The organism is Stenotrophomonas sp. HMSC10F06 (genome assembly GCF_001807865.1).
Classification (GTDB): domain Bacteria; phylum Pseudomonadota; class Gammaproteobacteria; order Xanthomonadales; family Xanthomonadaceae; genus Stenotrophomonas; species Stenotrophomonas bentonitica_A.
Genome location: NZ_KV791255.1, coordinates 1 through 14,047, shown reverse-complemented (window position 1 = coordinate 14,047; position 14,047 = coordinate 1). Strand labels below are relative to the sequence as shown.

The following is a 14,047-nucleotide window of genomic DNA, read 5'->3' as shown; positions in this document are numbered from 1 at the left end:
GTCTTGCGCGTACCCGGTTGCGGATGTGTCAGCGCACCGTCAACGCGGCGACTGCATTGCCATCAAGGTTCAGTTTGCTGAGCCGTTGCAAAATCACCGCGTGATGCGGTGATGAATCACTGCGGAGTGAAGTCGAACGGTACTTCCAGGCTGCCAGGCACCGGCACACCATTGCTCTGCGCCGGCTGGAAGCGCCAGCGGCGCACTGCATCGGACGCGGCACGATCAAGGTCGCGTGAACCGCTGCGCTGGATCAACGTCACGGCCGAGGGATAGCCGGTGGCATCCACATCCACGCGGACCACGACCGTGCCGCGATCCCCCCGGCGCAGTGCGGCTGGCGGGTAGCTGGGCGGCGGCGACTGGTCGGCAATCGGCTGCGGGCGGTCGCTCGGTGCCATCGCCACAGGCGCAGCAGGCGCGGCCGGTGCAGCGGGCGCAGCCGGCGGCGGCGGTGGGGCGGTCTCCACCAGCTGCGGCTTTTCTTCATTGGCCGGCGGCGCCTTGGCGTCGGGCATGTCGCTGGAGCCGGCCGCAGCGGCCAGCGGCTCGGGCAGGGGCTCGACCTCGGCCACCTGGGCAGGGGTCTGCGCGGCGGGGTCGGCCTTGTAGAAGCCGTCCTTGCGGCTGCTCAGCCACACCACCAGGAACAGCAGCACGCCCGCACCGAAGGCGATCGCGGCGATCTTGAGGCTGCGGCGGGGCAGCTGGGAAGTGATGTTCTTGCCAGAAGTCGAGCGGGAAGCAGACATGGGGCATACCGTATGGATCACCGCGATTCTGCCACGCCCGGGATGAACCGGCGGCAGAAAAACGCATAACAGGCGATAATCCCCCTCCGAATCCGTAGACCCCTCTGCCGCCATGCTCGATCCAGCCCTGCTCCGCCAACAGCCCGCCGACCTTGCCGAACGCCTGCGCTCCTCGCGCGGTTTCGAGCTGGATGTCTCCGGGCTGGAGTCGCTGGAAGCCGATCGCAAGCGGATCCAGGTGCGTACCCAGGAGCTGCAGAGCCTGCGCAACAGCCGTTCCAAGGCCATCGGCCAGGCCAAGGCCAAGGGCGAAGACGTCTCGGCGATCATGGCCGAGGTGGCCGCGTTCGCCGATGAACTGAAAGCCTCGGAACTGGCCCTGGATGTGCTGCGCGAGAAGATCGAAGCGATCGCGCTGGGCATCCCGAACCTGCCGGCCGAGGATGTGCCGGCGGGCAAGGATGAATCGGAGAATGTCGAGCAGAAGCGCTGGGGTACCCCGCGCGCGTTCGATTTCCCGGTGCTTGATCATGTCGAGCTGGGCGCCCGCAACCGCTGGCTGGATGGCGAGACCGCGGCCAAGTTGTCCGGCTCGCGCTTCACCGTGCTGCGTGGCCCGATCGCGCGCCTGCACCGCGCCCTGGCGCAGTTCATGCTCGACCTGCATACCGGTGAGCACGGCTATGAAGAGACCAACGTCCCGACCCTGGTCAATGCCGAGTCGCTGCGTGGGACCAGCCAGCTGCCGAAGTTCGAGGACGACCTGTTCAAGACTGCCGTGGGCGAGTCCACCCGCTATCTGATCCCGACCTCGGAAGTGCCGCTGACCAACATCGTGCGCGATGAAATCATCGACGCCGAGCAGCTGCCGCTGCGCATGACCGCCCATTCGCTGTGCTTCCGCGCCGAAGCCGGCAGCGGCGGCCGCGACGTGCGCGGCATGATCCGCCAGCACCAGTTCGAGAAGGTGGAACTGGTCGCCGCCTGTACCCCGGCGCAGAGCGATGAAGAGCACCAGCGCATGACCCGCTGTGCCGAAGTCGTGCTGGAAAAGCTGGGCCTGCCTTACCGCAAGGTGCTGCTGTGCACCGGCGACATGGGCTTTGCCGCCATCAAGACCTACGACCTGGAAGTGTGGCTGCCCTCGCAGGACACCTACCGCGAAATCTCTTCGTGCTCCAACTGTGGTGATTTCCAGGCGCGCCGCATGCAGGCCCGCTGGCGCAACCCGGAAACCAGCAAGCCCGAACTGCTGCACACGCTCAACGGTTCGGGCGTGGCGGTCGGCCGCGCGATGATCGCGGTGATGGAGAACTACCAGAACGCCGACGGCAGCATCACCGTGCCGGACGTGCTCAAGCCCTACATGGGCGGGCTGGATGTCATCGGCTGATCCGGTGCTGTGACGCGTGTAAAAAACCCGCCGGAAGGCGGGTTTTTTGTTGGTGCTTCGGTAGCCACCCCATGGGTGGCTTCCGTACCGGTCATGCATCACCTGCTGCCACCCATGGGGTGGCTCTACCCGTCCGTCATCGGCGCCAACACGCCCAGCGGCACCCAGCCGGACGTGGTGCCGCCAACCAGCTCGCACCAGACCCAGCTGTTGAGCTCGCGCTCACCGCGCACGTGTTGACCCACATCCACGTCCAGTTCGCGCGCGCAGTAAGCCTCGGCCGCCATCGCATCGCCCTGCGCGTTGCGGCCGATCACCTGCGCCGGTACCCAGCCGGCGGCCTGGCCCGGCGTCTGGCACAGATACCAGTTGTCCCAGCCTTCGGGCCCCTGGTAGCGCTCGCCGACCTGCAGCGGATCGCCGGGCTGCAGGGTGATCGGGTGGGGGAACTCGCTGCGGTGGGTCTGGATGACGCGGTAATCCATGCGGAATCAGCCATGTGTAAAGAGCCCCCAGCTTAGCGGCCATCGCCGCGACGCGGCAGCGTTGATTGCGTCAGCGATGCGGCTTCCAATGAGGAAGAGAGGCAGCTCAGAAAACGCCGTGATGAAATGTAGGAGAGGTTGATAGCCGAGTGGGCGGCACTCGGCGTGGAAGGCCGCAGAGACGGCAGGCACGGGGCTTCGCGGATGAGCATCCGGTAGGCGACCCATACGGCCCGCACGTGGTGGTGTGATCGATGCCCATTTCCTGCGGCACACAGCGGACAGGCTGGGCACTGACATCTACTTCCACAGGACGCACGGTGACTACAGCGGCTGCACCCCTCCCATCCTCCAATCCCGCCGGCATCGCCGCATGGCTGATGCTGGGCATCGCCTGGCTGTGCTTCCTGATCCCGTTTCCGGGGCTCGGGCTCTTCCTCGGCTGGCCGCTCAATCTGGTGGCCTTCATCCTGGCTGTCGTGGCGATGGCCAAGGGCGGCGCCGGCAAAGGCATCGCCCAGCTCCTGCTGTCCCTCGTCGCCTCCCCGCTGGTCTACCTCGTGGGCGTCGTGGTGTTCGCCGGCACCGTCAGCGCGATCGGTCAGCCGGCCCTCGATGCCCAGGCCAATGCGGGCAAGGGCCGCCAGCAGGACATCACCATCGCGCCTGTCGTGCCTGTCGAAATCAGCGCGCGCCAGCTCCATCGGGACTACGAGGCCAATGAGGTCGCCGCCGACGTCCTCTACAAAGGCAAGCGGCTGCTGATCACCGGCGAAGTTGCCAGCATCCAGACGGATCTGATGGATAAGCCGCAGGTGCAGCTGAAGGCCGGAAGCGTCGACCAGGTGATGATCTCCGGCCTCTCCAGGGAAGAGGCCGGCGCGCTCGGCAAAGGCGACACTGTGCTCGCGGCCTGCACGGGCAACGGCATGATCCTGGGATCACCGATGACGCGCGACTGCGAACTGCAGTAAGGCCGAGCCGCGTCCAAAAAAGATGGCCCCTGGAGGGGCCATCTCTGCCACACCCACACCGTCACGACGAGGGGGAGGGAACGGTGTGGGTCCTGCGCGGCTCAGGCTGCGGCGAGTTCTTCCGGCTGCGGCAGCGCGGCCAGGGCCTGGGCAATCGCATCGGTGCGGTGCTGAGGCGAATAGGCGATGCCCTCGGCCCGCACGAACTCGACGTTGTCGATGCCGAAGAAGGCGAAGACCTGGCGCAGGTAGGGGTCCTGGAAGTCGGTCGGGGCGCCGGTGTGCAGGCCGCCGCGGCTGCTGGCCACGATCACGCGCTTGCCGCCGGCCAGGCCCACCGGGCCATTCTCGGTGTACTTGAAGGTGCGCCCAGCCACGGCCAGGCGGTCGATCCACGCCTTGAGGGTGGAGGCGACGCTGAAGTTGTACATTGGGGAGCCGATGACCACCACGTCGGCGGCCAGGAACTGCGCCAGCACCTGCTCGGCGTCAGCCACTTCGGCCGGATCGGACTGGGCCAGGGACGAGCTGCGCAGGTGCGGGACCGGCTGGGCATCGAGGTCGCGGTAGCTCACTTCCAGACCCGGCACCTGGTCGCGCCACTGCTGGACCACGGCGGCGGAGAGCTGGCGGGAAACCGAGTTGTCGCCAAGCACGCTGGCGTCGATGTGAAGAAGCTTCATGGCAATCACCTGTTATCTGGGGAGTGGCGGGGCAAGGCGCCGCCGACGGAGATCAGGTTAGGTTGTTGCCTGTTTGGAATAAAGGTGTTTGAATACCACGTATTGTTCTATATCTGGAACTTCGGTATGCAAGACCTCAACGACCTCTACTACTTCGCCATGGTGGTGGATCATGGTGGCTTCGCCGCAGCAGAACGCGCGCTGGGCATCCCCAAATCCCGCCTGAGCCGCCGTATCAGCCAGCTGGAAACCGACTTGGGCGTCCGCCTGCTGCAGCGCTCCACGCGCCGCTTCGCGGTGACCGACGTCGGCACCAGCGTGCATCGCCACGCGCAGACCATGCTCGCCGAGGCCCAGGCCGCGCGAGAGGTGGTGGATCGCCTCAGCGCCGAGCCGCGCGGTCTGGTGCGCGCCAGCGTGCCGGTCTCGCTCGCGCAGATGCAGCTGCCCAAGCTGCTGCCGATCTTCCTGGCGCAGTACCCCAAGGTGCGGCTGCAGCTGAACATCAGCAACCGCCGCGTGGACATCATCAACGAAGGCTACGACGTCGCCCTGCGCGTGCGCTCGCGCCTGGATGACGATGGCAGCCTGGTGATGCGCAGCTTTGGCCAGGTGCAGGAACTGCTGGTGGCCAGCCCCAAGTACCTGGATCGCGCCGGCCGCCCGAAAGACCCGGACGAACTGACCAACCACGTCACCCTGAGCATCAGCGAAGACGAAGCCCGTCAGCGCTGGGAACTGCACGGCCCGGAAGGCGCGGTCCGCCGCGTGGACCTGCAGCCGCGCGTGGCGGGTTTCGATTTCCCGCTGCTGCAGAGCATGGTCAAGGACGGGTTCGGCATCACCATGCTGCCGGAAACCGTCTGCGCCGACGCCGTGCGCAACGGCGAACTGGAAGTGGTGCTGCCGGACTGGTCGCTGCCGCAGGGTATCTGCCATGCCGTCTTCGCCTCCCGCCGCGGCCTGCTGCCGGCGGTACGCGTGTTCATCGACTTCCTGGCCGAACACCTGCCGCCGCAGCTGGAGGCCTCGCGCCTGGATTGCGGTGGCGCGTGCGAGCGGGCCAAGGAGAAGATCAAGGCGAGTGCGCTGGGTGCCTTGGCGGTGGATGCGGGCTGAGCCCGACAGCCGGCGGGTGGGCAAATCCCACCTGAAATGCGAGAATGCGACCCCCGGCCCAAGCCGGGGAGCCATGCCGGACGGGGCGATCCCGAACCGGTTGCCCGGGTTGCAATGACCGGGGCACGCGGGGCGCGGAAGCGCTGCCGATACGGAGAGATGGCCGAGCGGTTTAAGGCACCGGTCTTGAAAACCGGCGAAGGGTCATTCCTTCCGTGGGTTCGAATCCCACTCTCTCCGCCAATCATGCATAAGTCGCTGATTCTAAAGATGAATTTGTGGTGCTTTTTGATGGGCCGGCGGAAGGTATGCAGAGGCAACGCGCCCATACGCAGCCACGCCATTTGAGTCGGTCCGAGACCGGTCGCTGGTCCTTCGCCCAGCGTGTCCCCGTTGAACTTCAAGTCGTGCTCGGCCGCCGGCTGATGAAACAAGCGCTTCGAACGAGAGAACCGTCGACGGCTTCCGTGTGTGCGGTCGTGCTGGGGCGCAGGCCATGTTCGGCTCTTCGCACTATTGAAGGATCAACGCGTGGCCAGGCTCAGCAAAGCGGATGCTGACCTGCGCATTGATTTGACGAGCGCTGAGAACGTGACGTCGCCCCCGGCCTGGGTGGCGGGCGGGTTTATAAGCCGGCACGGTCGAAGCGATTGGAAGGCGGCGTAGCATCGCCTGGGAGCTGCTACGTGGGCGTCCTGACGGCGTCGAACTCGTGCGTCTTGAAGGCCGACCGGCTGCAGGCGCGCTACCTCAGCAGAGCGCCGTATTCACGGAAAAACTGCCAAAGGCGGTCCTGGTTGCGCTTGATTTTTGAGCGGCATGGGCCCGCTTGTTAGGAAGCCAGTAAACATACTGACGAGCAACCGGCAGTTGTGCGGATGCGCACGGCATAACGCAAAAATAGACTCGATGCTCCCAAGTGGAGCTCGACATGTCATCTAAGCCGATGGGTATGGCAAAGGGGACGGGGGATGTCTGCACCGCCGCACAGCCGGGTCAGTGTGGAACCTGTGGATGCTCCAGATTGTGGCGCTCTCGATGGGGCTCGCGGCTGAGCGCGTTGGCGTCCGCCTGCTTTATGAGCTATGCCACTTTTGCGGCCCCGCCGGACGACGGGGTGGAGCCCTTGCCAACCCTGTCCGGAACGACGCTGCTGACCGCACCGTCGGAGGGGGCTGGGTGCCAAGGCATCCAGACCAGCCCTCGCGTGGTATCGCTGTGCGACGGCGCCACCCACGCGCTTCCTGACGCGACGATTCCCGGGACGACCTGGGACGTGGTCCGGGTGGGGTATGGCACCACGGCTACGTTCAACGGTTACAACATTGTGGCAGAGATACCGACCGGCGGTGCCGGCTTCTTCAGCCCAATCACCGTGTTCAGTGGGCCGGACGGTGCTTATGCGGTCGCAACCGGCACATTCACCAACACCACGATCTACATGGCACCCCAGTCCCTGGCCAACGCCATCGCGACCACGGGGGGCGTGCTCAACCTGGAGGCGGGGACGGTAGTGGGCCTCAATCCCGCCAACACCTACTCGCCGACCATGACGCTCGCAGCACTGACGGCGTTCGGAGGCGGTGTGGTCAATGCGAACGGAACGGTGGTCAACTTGCCCACCACCTTGGCCACCGCGTTCCAGATCACCAACACGGGCCCCGGTGGTGGGTTGCCTGGTCAAAGCGCGCTTGGCCAGATCAACGCGTCGAACATGACCGTCACGTTGGGCGATGGAATCGCTGGCACCGGCCGGACCCGTGGAGCGTTGGTCGGGGGCGAGGCCGAGTTGAACCTGACCGACAGCACGATTACCGCAGGCAACTACTCGCTCGGCATCTACAACTACTTCGCCGGGTCCTATACAGGCGCCATCGCAGGCTCCCGATCAAATGTCCTCCGCAGCTCGATCACGCTCGGCAATGACAGCGTTGGGTGGTGGGGCAATGGCGCACTCGCACCGGCCCGCCTCACCGCCACCGACAGCCAGTTCAACGTCGGCACCGGAAGCTGGGGCCTCTTCATGGCCACGGGCGCTGTCGGGCGCCTTACGAACACGACGGTTTCAGCAGGTGCGAACAGCTTCGGTGCCCTGATGCATGACGGCACCAGCCTGACCATCGATGGAACCAGCGCTATCACCGCGACCGGAGCAGGGTCTGTCGGCATTCGGAACGACTCTGGAGCCGTCGTGTTTGGCCCGGGCACTCCGGGCATCACTGGAGGTGATCTCGGCTTGAATGGCCTCGCCGCAAGCACCTCCGAGCTTCAGTCCGGCAGTTCGCTGCGGGTAGGTGTAGGACAAGAGGCAGCGACGGCCATCCAATTGGACGCAAGCACGTTCACTGGCGCCGCGGGTTCGTCATTGGCCGTCTCGGCAAGTGGCTCAACGGGCACCGGCATCTCCCTCACCAATGCTGCTGTCTTCAACCATGCGGGCACCATTGCCGTCTCCGGCCCCGGCACCGCTCTCTCGGCGAACGGCAGCGGCACGAGCGCAGTGCTGTCGGGTGGAGGAACTGCCAGCGGTGGTGGGGCGGGCGCCCCGGTAATCCAGGTCAGCGACGCAGCAACCTTGGACGCGACCAACGTGGTGGTGAACTCTGCGGCTACTGGCGCGGCCGTGCCTGCCCTGTTGCTCACGGGAGCAGATGCCTCAGTCCGGTTCGCCGGCGGGCGCCTGAGCAATGCCCAAGGCGGCACGGTAACCATCGAAGGAACCGGGGCGTCGGTTGATCTGAGCGATACCCAGGTTGGTGGCAGTGGGCAATGGTTGGACGTAGGCCCCACTGCCAGCGGCCCCGCGGCGGCCGATGGCACCCTGACCATCGCCCGCTCCACGCTGACAGGCTCCGCTCAGACGGCCCTAGGCAGCACGTCCTCAGTCACGCTCATCGACAGCACGTGGTTCCTAACCGGCTCGTCGGTGCTGACGAACCTGGTCAACGACCCCAGCGTGATCGATTTCGCTCCCCCTGTCGGCCCACCCACACTGGCCAGCAGCTACAAGACGCTTACCGTGAACAGCTATGCCGGCGATGGGAGGCTGGCGATGAATGCTTGGCTTGCGGCCGATGACTCGCCCTCTGATCGCTTGGTCATCCTCGATGGCACAGGGACGGGGCCGGGCGCCATCCAAGTGCGGAACACTGGCGGGGCAGGGGCGCTCACCGCCGCAGACGGCATCTTGTTAGTGCAGGCGGTCAACTCGACCACAGCCGCTGATACGTTCGCACTTTCGGCCCCCGTCGTGGCCGGGCCGTATGAGTATTTCCTTTACCGCGGAGGTGCCAGTGGCGTCGGCTCCGCCGACAACCAGAACAGCTGGTTCCTGCGGTCGACGATCGACTGCGCCGCCCCCGGTGCTCCGGTCCCGCCATGCCCAGCACCGCCGACCCCTCCGCCCGTTCCGCCGCCGACACCCCCTGTTCCACCGGTGCCTCCGACGCCTGCATATCGGCAAGAGGTGTCGCTTGCCGCCGCCTTGCCGGTCATGTCCGCGCTGTATGGCCGGGCGCTGGTGGACACCCTGCACGAGCGCGTCGGCGACCAACACCTGCTAAGGCAGCGCACCGATCTGGACGAAGACCGGACCGGATTGAACGGGGCATGGGTGAGAGTGCTGGCCCACGACGGCGAGCGGGTCGGCGGTAACCAAGGAATTTACGGAAACCGTGGCCCGGGCTTCGATTACCGATTCCAAGCGCTTCAAATCGGGTTGGACTTCTACCGCTCCATCGACTCGGAGGGCAACCGTCAGCACGCAGGCGGCTACTTGGCCTACGGCAAGGGCAAGGGAGACGTCCGCCACAACCTGCTGGATCATGACTTCCACGCCGGCAGCGACGAGTTCGATGCCCGCACGATCGGCGCCTACTGGACCGGGTTCAACGCCCGCGGCGGCTACCTGGATGCCGTGGCCCAATACACGTCATATGACCTGCGCGCGCGATCGACACGGTTGCCCGACACCTTCACCAACGGCAATGGCACGGTTCTTTCGCTTGAGGGTGGGTGGCCCTTTGCCTTGGGATCGGGGGACACTGCGGAAGAACTGACGGGCTGGAGAATCGAACCCCAAGCGCAAGTGATCTGGCAGCGCGTGGAGATCGACGACTTGGTCGATGACATCGCGCGCGTGCGTTACAGCGATGGCGATTCAACGGTGGGCAGGTTGGGCGTCCGGCTCAACCGCATCGGCAGTAGCCAGGGCCGCAACGGCCGCGCCCGCGCCAGCGATGCGTGGCTTCGCCTGAACGCGTGGCATGAGTTCAACGGCTCGCCCAGGACAGAGTTCTCCAGCGCGACGGGGTATGTGCCTTTTACGGCCGACCTCGGCGACAGCTGGGGCGAAGTTGGTCTGGGAGGCACGTGGCAGGTGAGCGATACCGGCTATCTGTTCGCCGACGTGGATTACACGTGGAGCTTCAACGGCGATGAGACATCTTGGAACAGCAAGGTGGGCATGCGTTGGAACTGGTGACGAAGACGAACAGGGCAGGGCGGGAGTTTGCAGCGGCGCTGCCAAGCCCCCGTCGTGTTTGCCGTGGACATCGATCGGCTGTGGAATTACAGCCATGATCGCCTGAGGATGGCCTACACGGAGTAAGCCCCCACAGCATGGCGCCTCAATGAAAAAACTGGCTTTGATCGCACTTTTCCTCTCCATCTGCTTCACCCTTACCGGATGCATCGCCCCCTTTCGCGTAAAAGCGCGTGCTTATGCGACTGCCGAGATGACGCCGCCGCACGTCCTGGCCCTCCGCCGGCGCCCCCGCGGTAACGAAGGGATGAGCGGTTGCAGGGCTGTAATCGCGCGGCCAGCTCGATCACCACGGGTACTGACCGGCTACCTATGAGATGCCGGGCTTGAGCGCGTGATCAACAGAAAGGCCCCCTACTTGGGGGCCCTCTTGCTGAAGCGGGAGCATTGATGGCGGATATTCCAGTTCGCTACGACGGCGATACTGTCGTGCTGAGTCACTTCGCTCAGGATCTTTTGGTTTCCGTAGCAACAACCACCGCTGTCCATCACGACAATGCGAAGACTCGCTCAGTGTCCACCCCAAGGCCTTGCTTCGAGTTCGACGCGAAGATTCCTGGAAAGATGAGCGGGGCCCCCATCCTTGGAGGCGATGGGGCAGTCATCCGCGGGAAGCGAGTGTTCTCCTGGTTCCACGACGTTCTTGACCCGAACTTAAGAGACGCAGCAATCGGACCGAGGGGATGGCCGTCCTGCTACTGCTTTTCCCCCGTAGACGTTTTGACCACGGCGGGGGTGGTCCAACGGCCATCCAGCAACGCCGGCTTGGGACGGTAGTAGCGCATGAACATCACGAACGGCCCGTCGGGTGCCGGCAGCCAATTGGCCTGCTTCTCTTTTCCTGGCGATTCGGCCTGGATGTAAATCGTCAGTCCGCCATCTGCGTCTTTCTTCAATCCCGGCAACATCGGCGAGTTGATGAGATAGCGGTTGAGTGGATTCTTGACCAGCAACTGCTGCGGCAAGCCATACATCGTGACCGACCAGAAGGCGTCCACGGGCGGCAGCTGGTCCTTGGCAAAGCGCAGTGTGTATGCACCTTTGCTGCCGTCCAAGGGCTGCCCATCGGAATCCTTGTCCAGGATCGGATACATCGCCTCTTCGCGGGAGTTCGCGCCGATGCCTACCTGGGTGCCGGTGGCACGGGCGACGTAGTCGTTCTTCAGGAAGTCCCGGTTGCCGAACAGGGCATCGGTCTTTCCCCCCAGCGACGCGCGCTTGTCATCGATCTGTTTCTGCCCCTCGGCCATGCCCTCCTTGAGCGCGGCCTGCATCGGCGGCGGCAGGCGGTTGGCATCGAATGGTTTGCCAGGCTCGACGCCCAACGTGGCAAAGCGTGCACGCAGGGCAGACTCGCTCGGATGCGGCGGCTGCGCGAACTGCAGGAGGAAGGCCAGCTGGTTGAAGAACTCCAGCGACGTGCGGTCCTGCGCGGGCGGTGTTGGTTTGATCCATGCGATGGCTGGCGCGGGCGGCGGCGCCGGCGTACCCGCGAACGCTGACAACGGCTGCACCTTGTAACCGGCCTGGATCTTCTTCACGTTCTCCAAGTCTGCGGCGTTAAAAAGCTGCGTCCGTCCAACCACGCTGACCAGGTCGGTCTCAGACCGGATCACCTTGCTGACGCCATTGGGGGCCTCGCCCTTCCAGCCCGGCCCTGCAATCAGGAAGCTGCCGCCGTCATTGCCGGTAGTGCGACTGCCGATGTAGTCGAAATTGAAGGTGTAGAGATCCATCAACTGGAAAACGAAGTAGCGGTCTTTCTCCATCTTCGGCACGGTAATGACGACCGGCTCCGCCCGCAGATCCAGCATGGCGAAGGAATAGGGCGTATCCGAATTGGGCGTGACGAAAGCGGTGTCGTCCGGGGTGAACACCCGGGCGATGTTCAGGATGGAATTGAACGGCCCCTTGTACTGCGGGTTGGCGGTGTCGACGTTGAACGCGTAGACGGTCTTGTAGGTGTCCACCATCGGGACACCGTAGACATACGCGTCCCTGGCGGTCGTCCTGGCTTCGTCCAACGCTGACGCGTCTGCCGGCGCTTGCGCGGACGGAGTCGGTTGGCTCGCGCTGGCGGCCGGGTCCGTCTCCTTGCCGGACGATGCCCGTTCGTTACAAGCACTGAGCGTCATGCAGCCAGTGAGGACAAGGAGCAACCCGATCCCCGGAGCAGACGGAATTCGATGATCGTGCATGCGGTATCTCCTGGGTGGTCTAGTTCGCCGACATAGGTCCTGCGCGAATCAAGGCGTGTGTGTCTGAACCGGCTGCAAAGGAGGCAGGTTCCACTTGCCTTCGATGGCGGCTTGGCTCGGGCCGTAAACCCGCCCCACAGCGCTGTAGGGACCGGCCGGCGCGGGCAGCCAGTTGCTCTCCTTTTCCTTCCCGGGCGAGACGTGGCCGATATACAGGGTCAGCCCGCCATCGGGGTCATACTTGAGCCCGTGGGTCCGGTCGCCAATCGAATAGCGCTTCAGTTCATTGGCGTAGAGGAACCGGTCCGGCAAGGTATACAGCGTGACCGACCAGAAGAACTTCGCAGGCGGGATGGCATCCTTGCTGAAGTGGATCATCGAAGGCGTATTGCCGTCGCCCACATAGCCGCCATACCACGCTTCCTCGATGGAGTTTCCATACAGCCCCTTCTCGGCGGCAATGGAACGGGTGAGGTAGTCGTCCTTCAGAACCGCGCGAGAGCCAAACAGTCCGTTGGACGATAGCGTTGCTTTGGCCTTCTCGGCCATTGCGGCCTTTGCATCGGCTACGCCCGCATCGATCGCCGCCAGGCGAGCCTGACTCAGGGACGTGGCGTCAAACGGTCGTCCTGGGCCGATCCCGATCTTCGCGAAACGCTCCATCAGACCGGCTTCGCTCGGATTCGTCGGTTGGGTGAACTGCAGCAGGAAATTCAGATAGCCGATGAAATCGTGGGAATGGACCTTATCGGCGTCATAAGCGGGGAACTGAATCTCCGGGGCCGCCGGAGGGGCCTGCGTCTTCAGGTAGCTGCTCAAGGGCTGAAGCTTCATCCCTTCCTGGATCTTCTTGACGTTGCCGATGTCGTCGGGTCCGTTCAAGGCGGTGCGTGTCAGCGTCAAGACCAGCGAGGTCTCTGAAGGAAACACCTGCTTGATGCCAGCGGGCGTATCGCCCTTCCAGCCGGGACCGGCGATCAGGTAGCTGGCTGCGCCGTTGCCGGTGGCGCGCGAGCCGATGTAGGCAAAGTTGTAGGTGAAGAGGTCTACCCACTGCTGAACGTAGTAGCGTCCCTCGGGCACCTTGGGGACGGTAACGACCCAGGGTTCAGCGCGCAGATCCAGCCAGGCCCAAGAATAGGGCGTGTCGTTGTTGGGGGTCACGACATCGTGGTTGTCCGGCGTGTAGAGCTGCGCGTAGTGCCTGAACTTGCCGAAGCCGCCGACGTATTCGGGCGCATCAGGCGAGGCCACTTGCTTGTAGAGCGTGTTGTAGTTCTCGAGCATTGCAAACGCATAGATGTAGGCATCTTTCGCGATCGCGCGCGCCTCTGCGTCGTCTTGTTCGTTTGCCGAGGCCGATCGTGTATCTGGAGCCGTGGATGGTTCCGCTCGATTGGGCTGGCTCTCAGGCCGCTGGCATGCTGGAAGAAGCAGGACTGACATCAGCAAGAGCGACGAACCACAAGGCATTGGGCGCATGGAAATGGGCTCGATTGGGCGGGGTAAAATGAGGCCCTGGGTGATGGCCGCTCGCAGGCTTAGCTGGCTCCGCTGGTCGATAGCCATGCGGTTCCAGTCCCGCGAGCAGGGGCATGAAAAGGCCTGTCTCCACTGTGTTCTCCCGGCCACAGGACTGGCAAGAGCGTATTCACTGTGTTGCGCTCAGTATTTCTACTGGCAGTGCGGGTGAACCTCGTGGCCTGGCTGATTCGATCTTTTCCTCGTCTACCTGAACCGGGGCTTCTACCGTGCGGTTCTTCTGTCGATTCGAGGAGAGATCACCCCAAGCGCCTCAGCCTTACGCACGAGTTCAACAGTCCCGTGGACACCCAATTCCTGCATCATCGCGTATTTGTGTGATTCAACCGGTAATCCCCCCGCTTTTAACCGTCAGCAA

At 64.3% G+C, this 14,047-nt stretch carries 10 protein-coding genes and 1 tRNA gene; 6 read left to right on the top strand and 5 right to left on the bottom strand.

The genetic code is table 11. The features are described 5' to 3' along the window. Nucleotides 1–116 precede the first annotated feature (116 nt). The gene (locus tag HMPREF3113_RS01805; protein WP_070470453.1) at nt 117–752 is read right to left on the bottom strand and encodes an energy transducer TonB; all 636 of its coding nucleotides are present in this window, start codon (nt 750–752) and stop codon (nt 117–119) included. Nucleotides 753–864: 112 nt separating this feature from the next. Between HMPREF3113_RS01805 and serS the strand changes: the two genes are divergently transcribed. After that, on the top strand, nt 865–2,145 hold the full coding sequence (gene serS, locus HMPREF3113_RS01800; RefSeq protein WP_046273366.1) for a serine--tRNA ligase: 1,281 nt from the start codon (nt 865–867) through the stop codon (nt 2,143–2,145). Between the two features lie 125 nt (nt 2,146–2,270). Here serS and HMPREF3113_RS01795 read toward each other — a convergent pair whose 3' ends face one another. Then, nucleotides 2,271–2,630, bottom strand: a complete 360-nt coding sequence (locus tag HMPREF3113_RS01795; RefSeq protein ID WP_070470452.1) for an SH3 domain-containing protein — start codon at nt 2,628–2,630, stop codon at nt 2,271–2,273. 380 nt (nt 2,631–3,010) lie between these two features. Between HMPREF3113_RS01795 and HMPREF3113_RS18280 the strand changes: the two genes are divergently transcribed. Continuing rightward, complete coding sequence (locus HMPREF3113_RS18280; protein ID WP_175440324.1) at nt 3,011–3,604, top strand: OB-fold protein; 594 nt, start codon at nt 3,011–3,013, stop codon at nt 3,602–3,604. 101 nt (nt 3,605–3,705) lie between these two features. Here HMPREF3113_RS18280 and HMPREF3113_RS01785 read toward each other — a convergent pair whose 3' ends face one another. Further along, entirely contained in the window at nt 3,706–4,287 is a 582-nt protein-coding gene (locus tag HMPREF3113_RS01785) for an FMN-dependent NADH-azoreductase (RefSeq protein ID WP_070425427.1), read from the bottom strand. A 126-nt stretch (nt 4,288–4,413) separates the two neighbouring features. On the opposite strand from HMPREF3113_RS01785, the gene HMPREF3113_RS01780 reads away from it, so the two are divergent. From HMPREF3113_RS01780 to HMPREF3113_RS01770, 4 genes are all read left to right on the top strand, one after another. Beyond that, nucleotides 4,414–5,406 (top strand): LysR substrate-binding domain-containing protein, encoded by a 993-nt coding sequence (locus tag HMPREF3113_RS01780; RefSeq protein ID WP_019184298.1) that lies wholly within the window; start codon nt 4,414–4,416, stop codon nt 5,404–5,406. Nucleotides 5,407–5,559: 153 nt separating this feature from the next. Then, a tRNA-Ser gene (locus HMPREF3113_RS01775) sits at nt 5,560–5,649 on the top strand. 65 nt (nt 5,650–5,714) lie between these two features. Next, nucleotides 5,715–5,966 (top strand): DUF6538 domain-containing protein, encoded by a 252-nt coding sequence (locus HMPREF3113_RS19120; protein WP_343124042.1) that lies wholly within the window; start codon nt 5,715–5,717, stop codon nt 5,964–5,966. Nucleotides 5,967–6,484: 518 nt separating this feature from the next. After that, nucleotides 6,485–9,889: an autotransporter outer membrane beta-barrel domain-containing protein gene (locus HMPREF3113_RS01770; protein ID WP_070470450.1), complete on the top strand. Its 3,405-nt coding sequence runs from the start codon at nt 6,485–6,487 to the stop codon at nt 9,887–9,889. A gap of 755 nt (nt 9,890–10,644) precedes the next feature. On the opposite strand, the gene HMPREF3113_RS01765 is transcribed toward HMPREF3113_RS01770, so the two are convergent. Both HMPREF3113_RS01765 and HMPREF3113_RS01760 read right to left on the bottom strand, forming a co-directional pair. Further along, nucleotides 10,645–12,147 carry a DUF1254 domain-containing protein gene (locus HMPREF3113_RS01765; protein ID WP_083298682.1) on the bottom strand — a complete coding sequence of 501 codons (1,503 nt, stop codon included), beginning with the start codon at nt 12,145–12,147 and terminating at the stop codon, nt 10,645–10,647. Nucleotides 12,148–12,195: 48 nt separating this feature from the next. Then, on the bottom strand, nt 12,196–13,716 hold the full coding sequence (locus HMPREF3113_RS01760) for a DUF1254 domain-containing protein (RefSeq protein WP_217628695.1): 1,521 nt from the start codon (nt 13,714–13,716) through the stop codon (nt 12,196–12,198). Between the last annotated feature and the right edge of the window lie 331 nt (nt 13,717–14,047).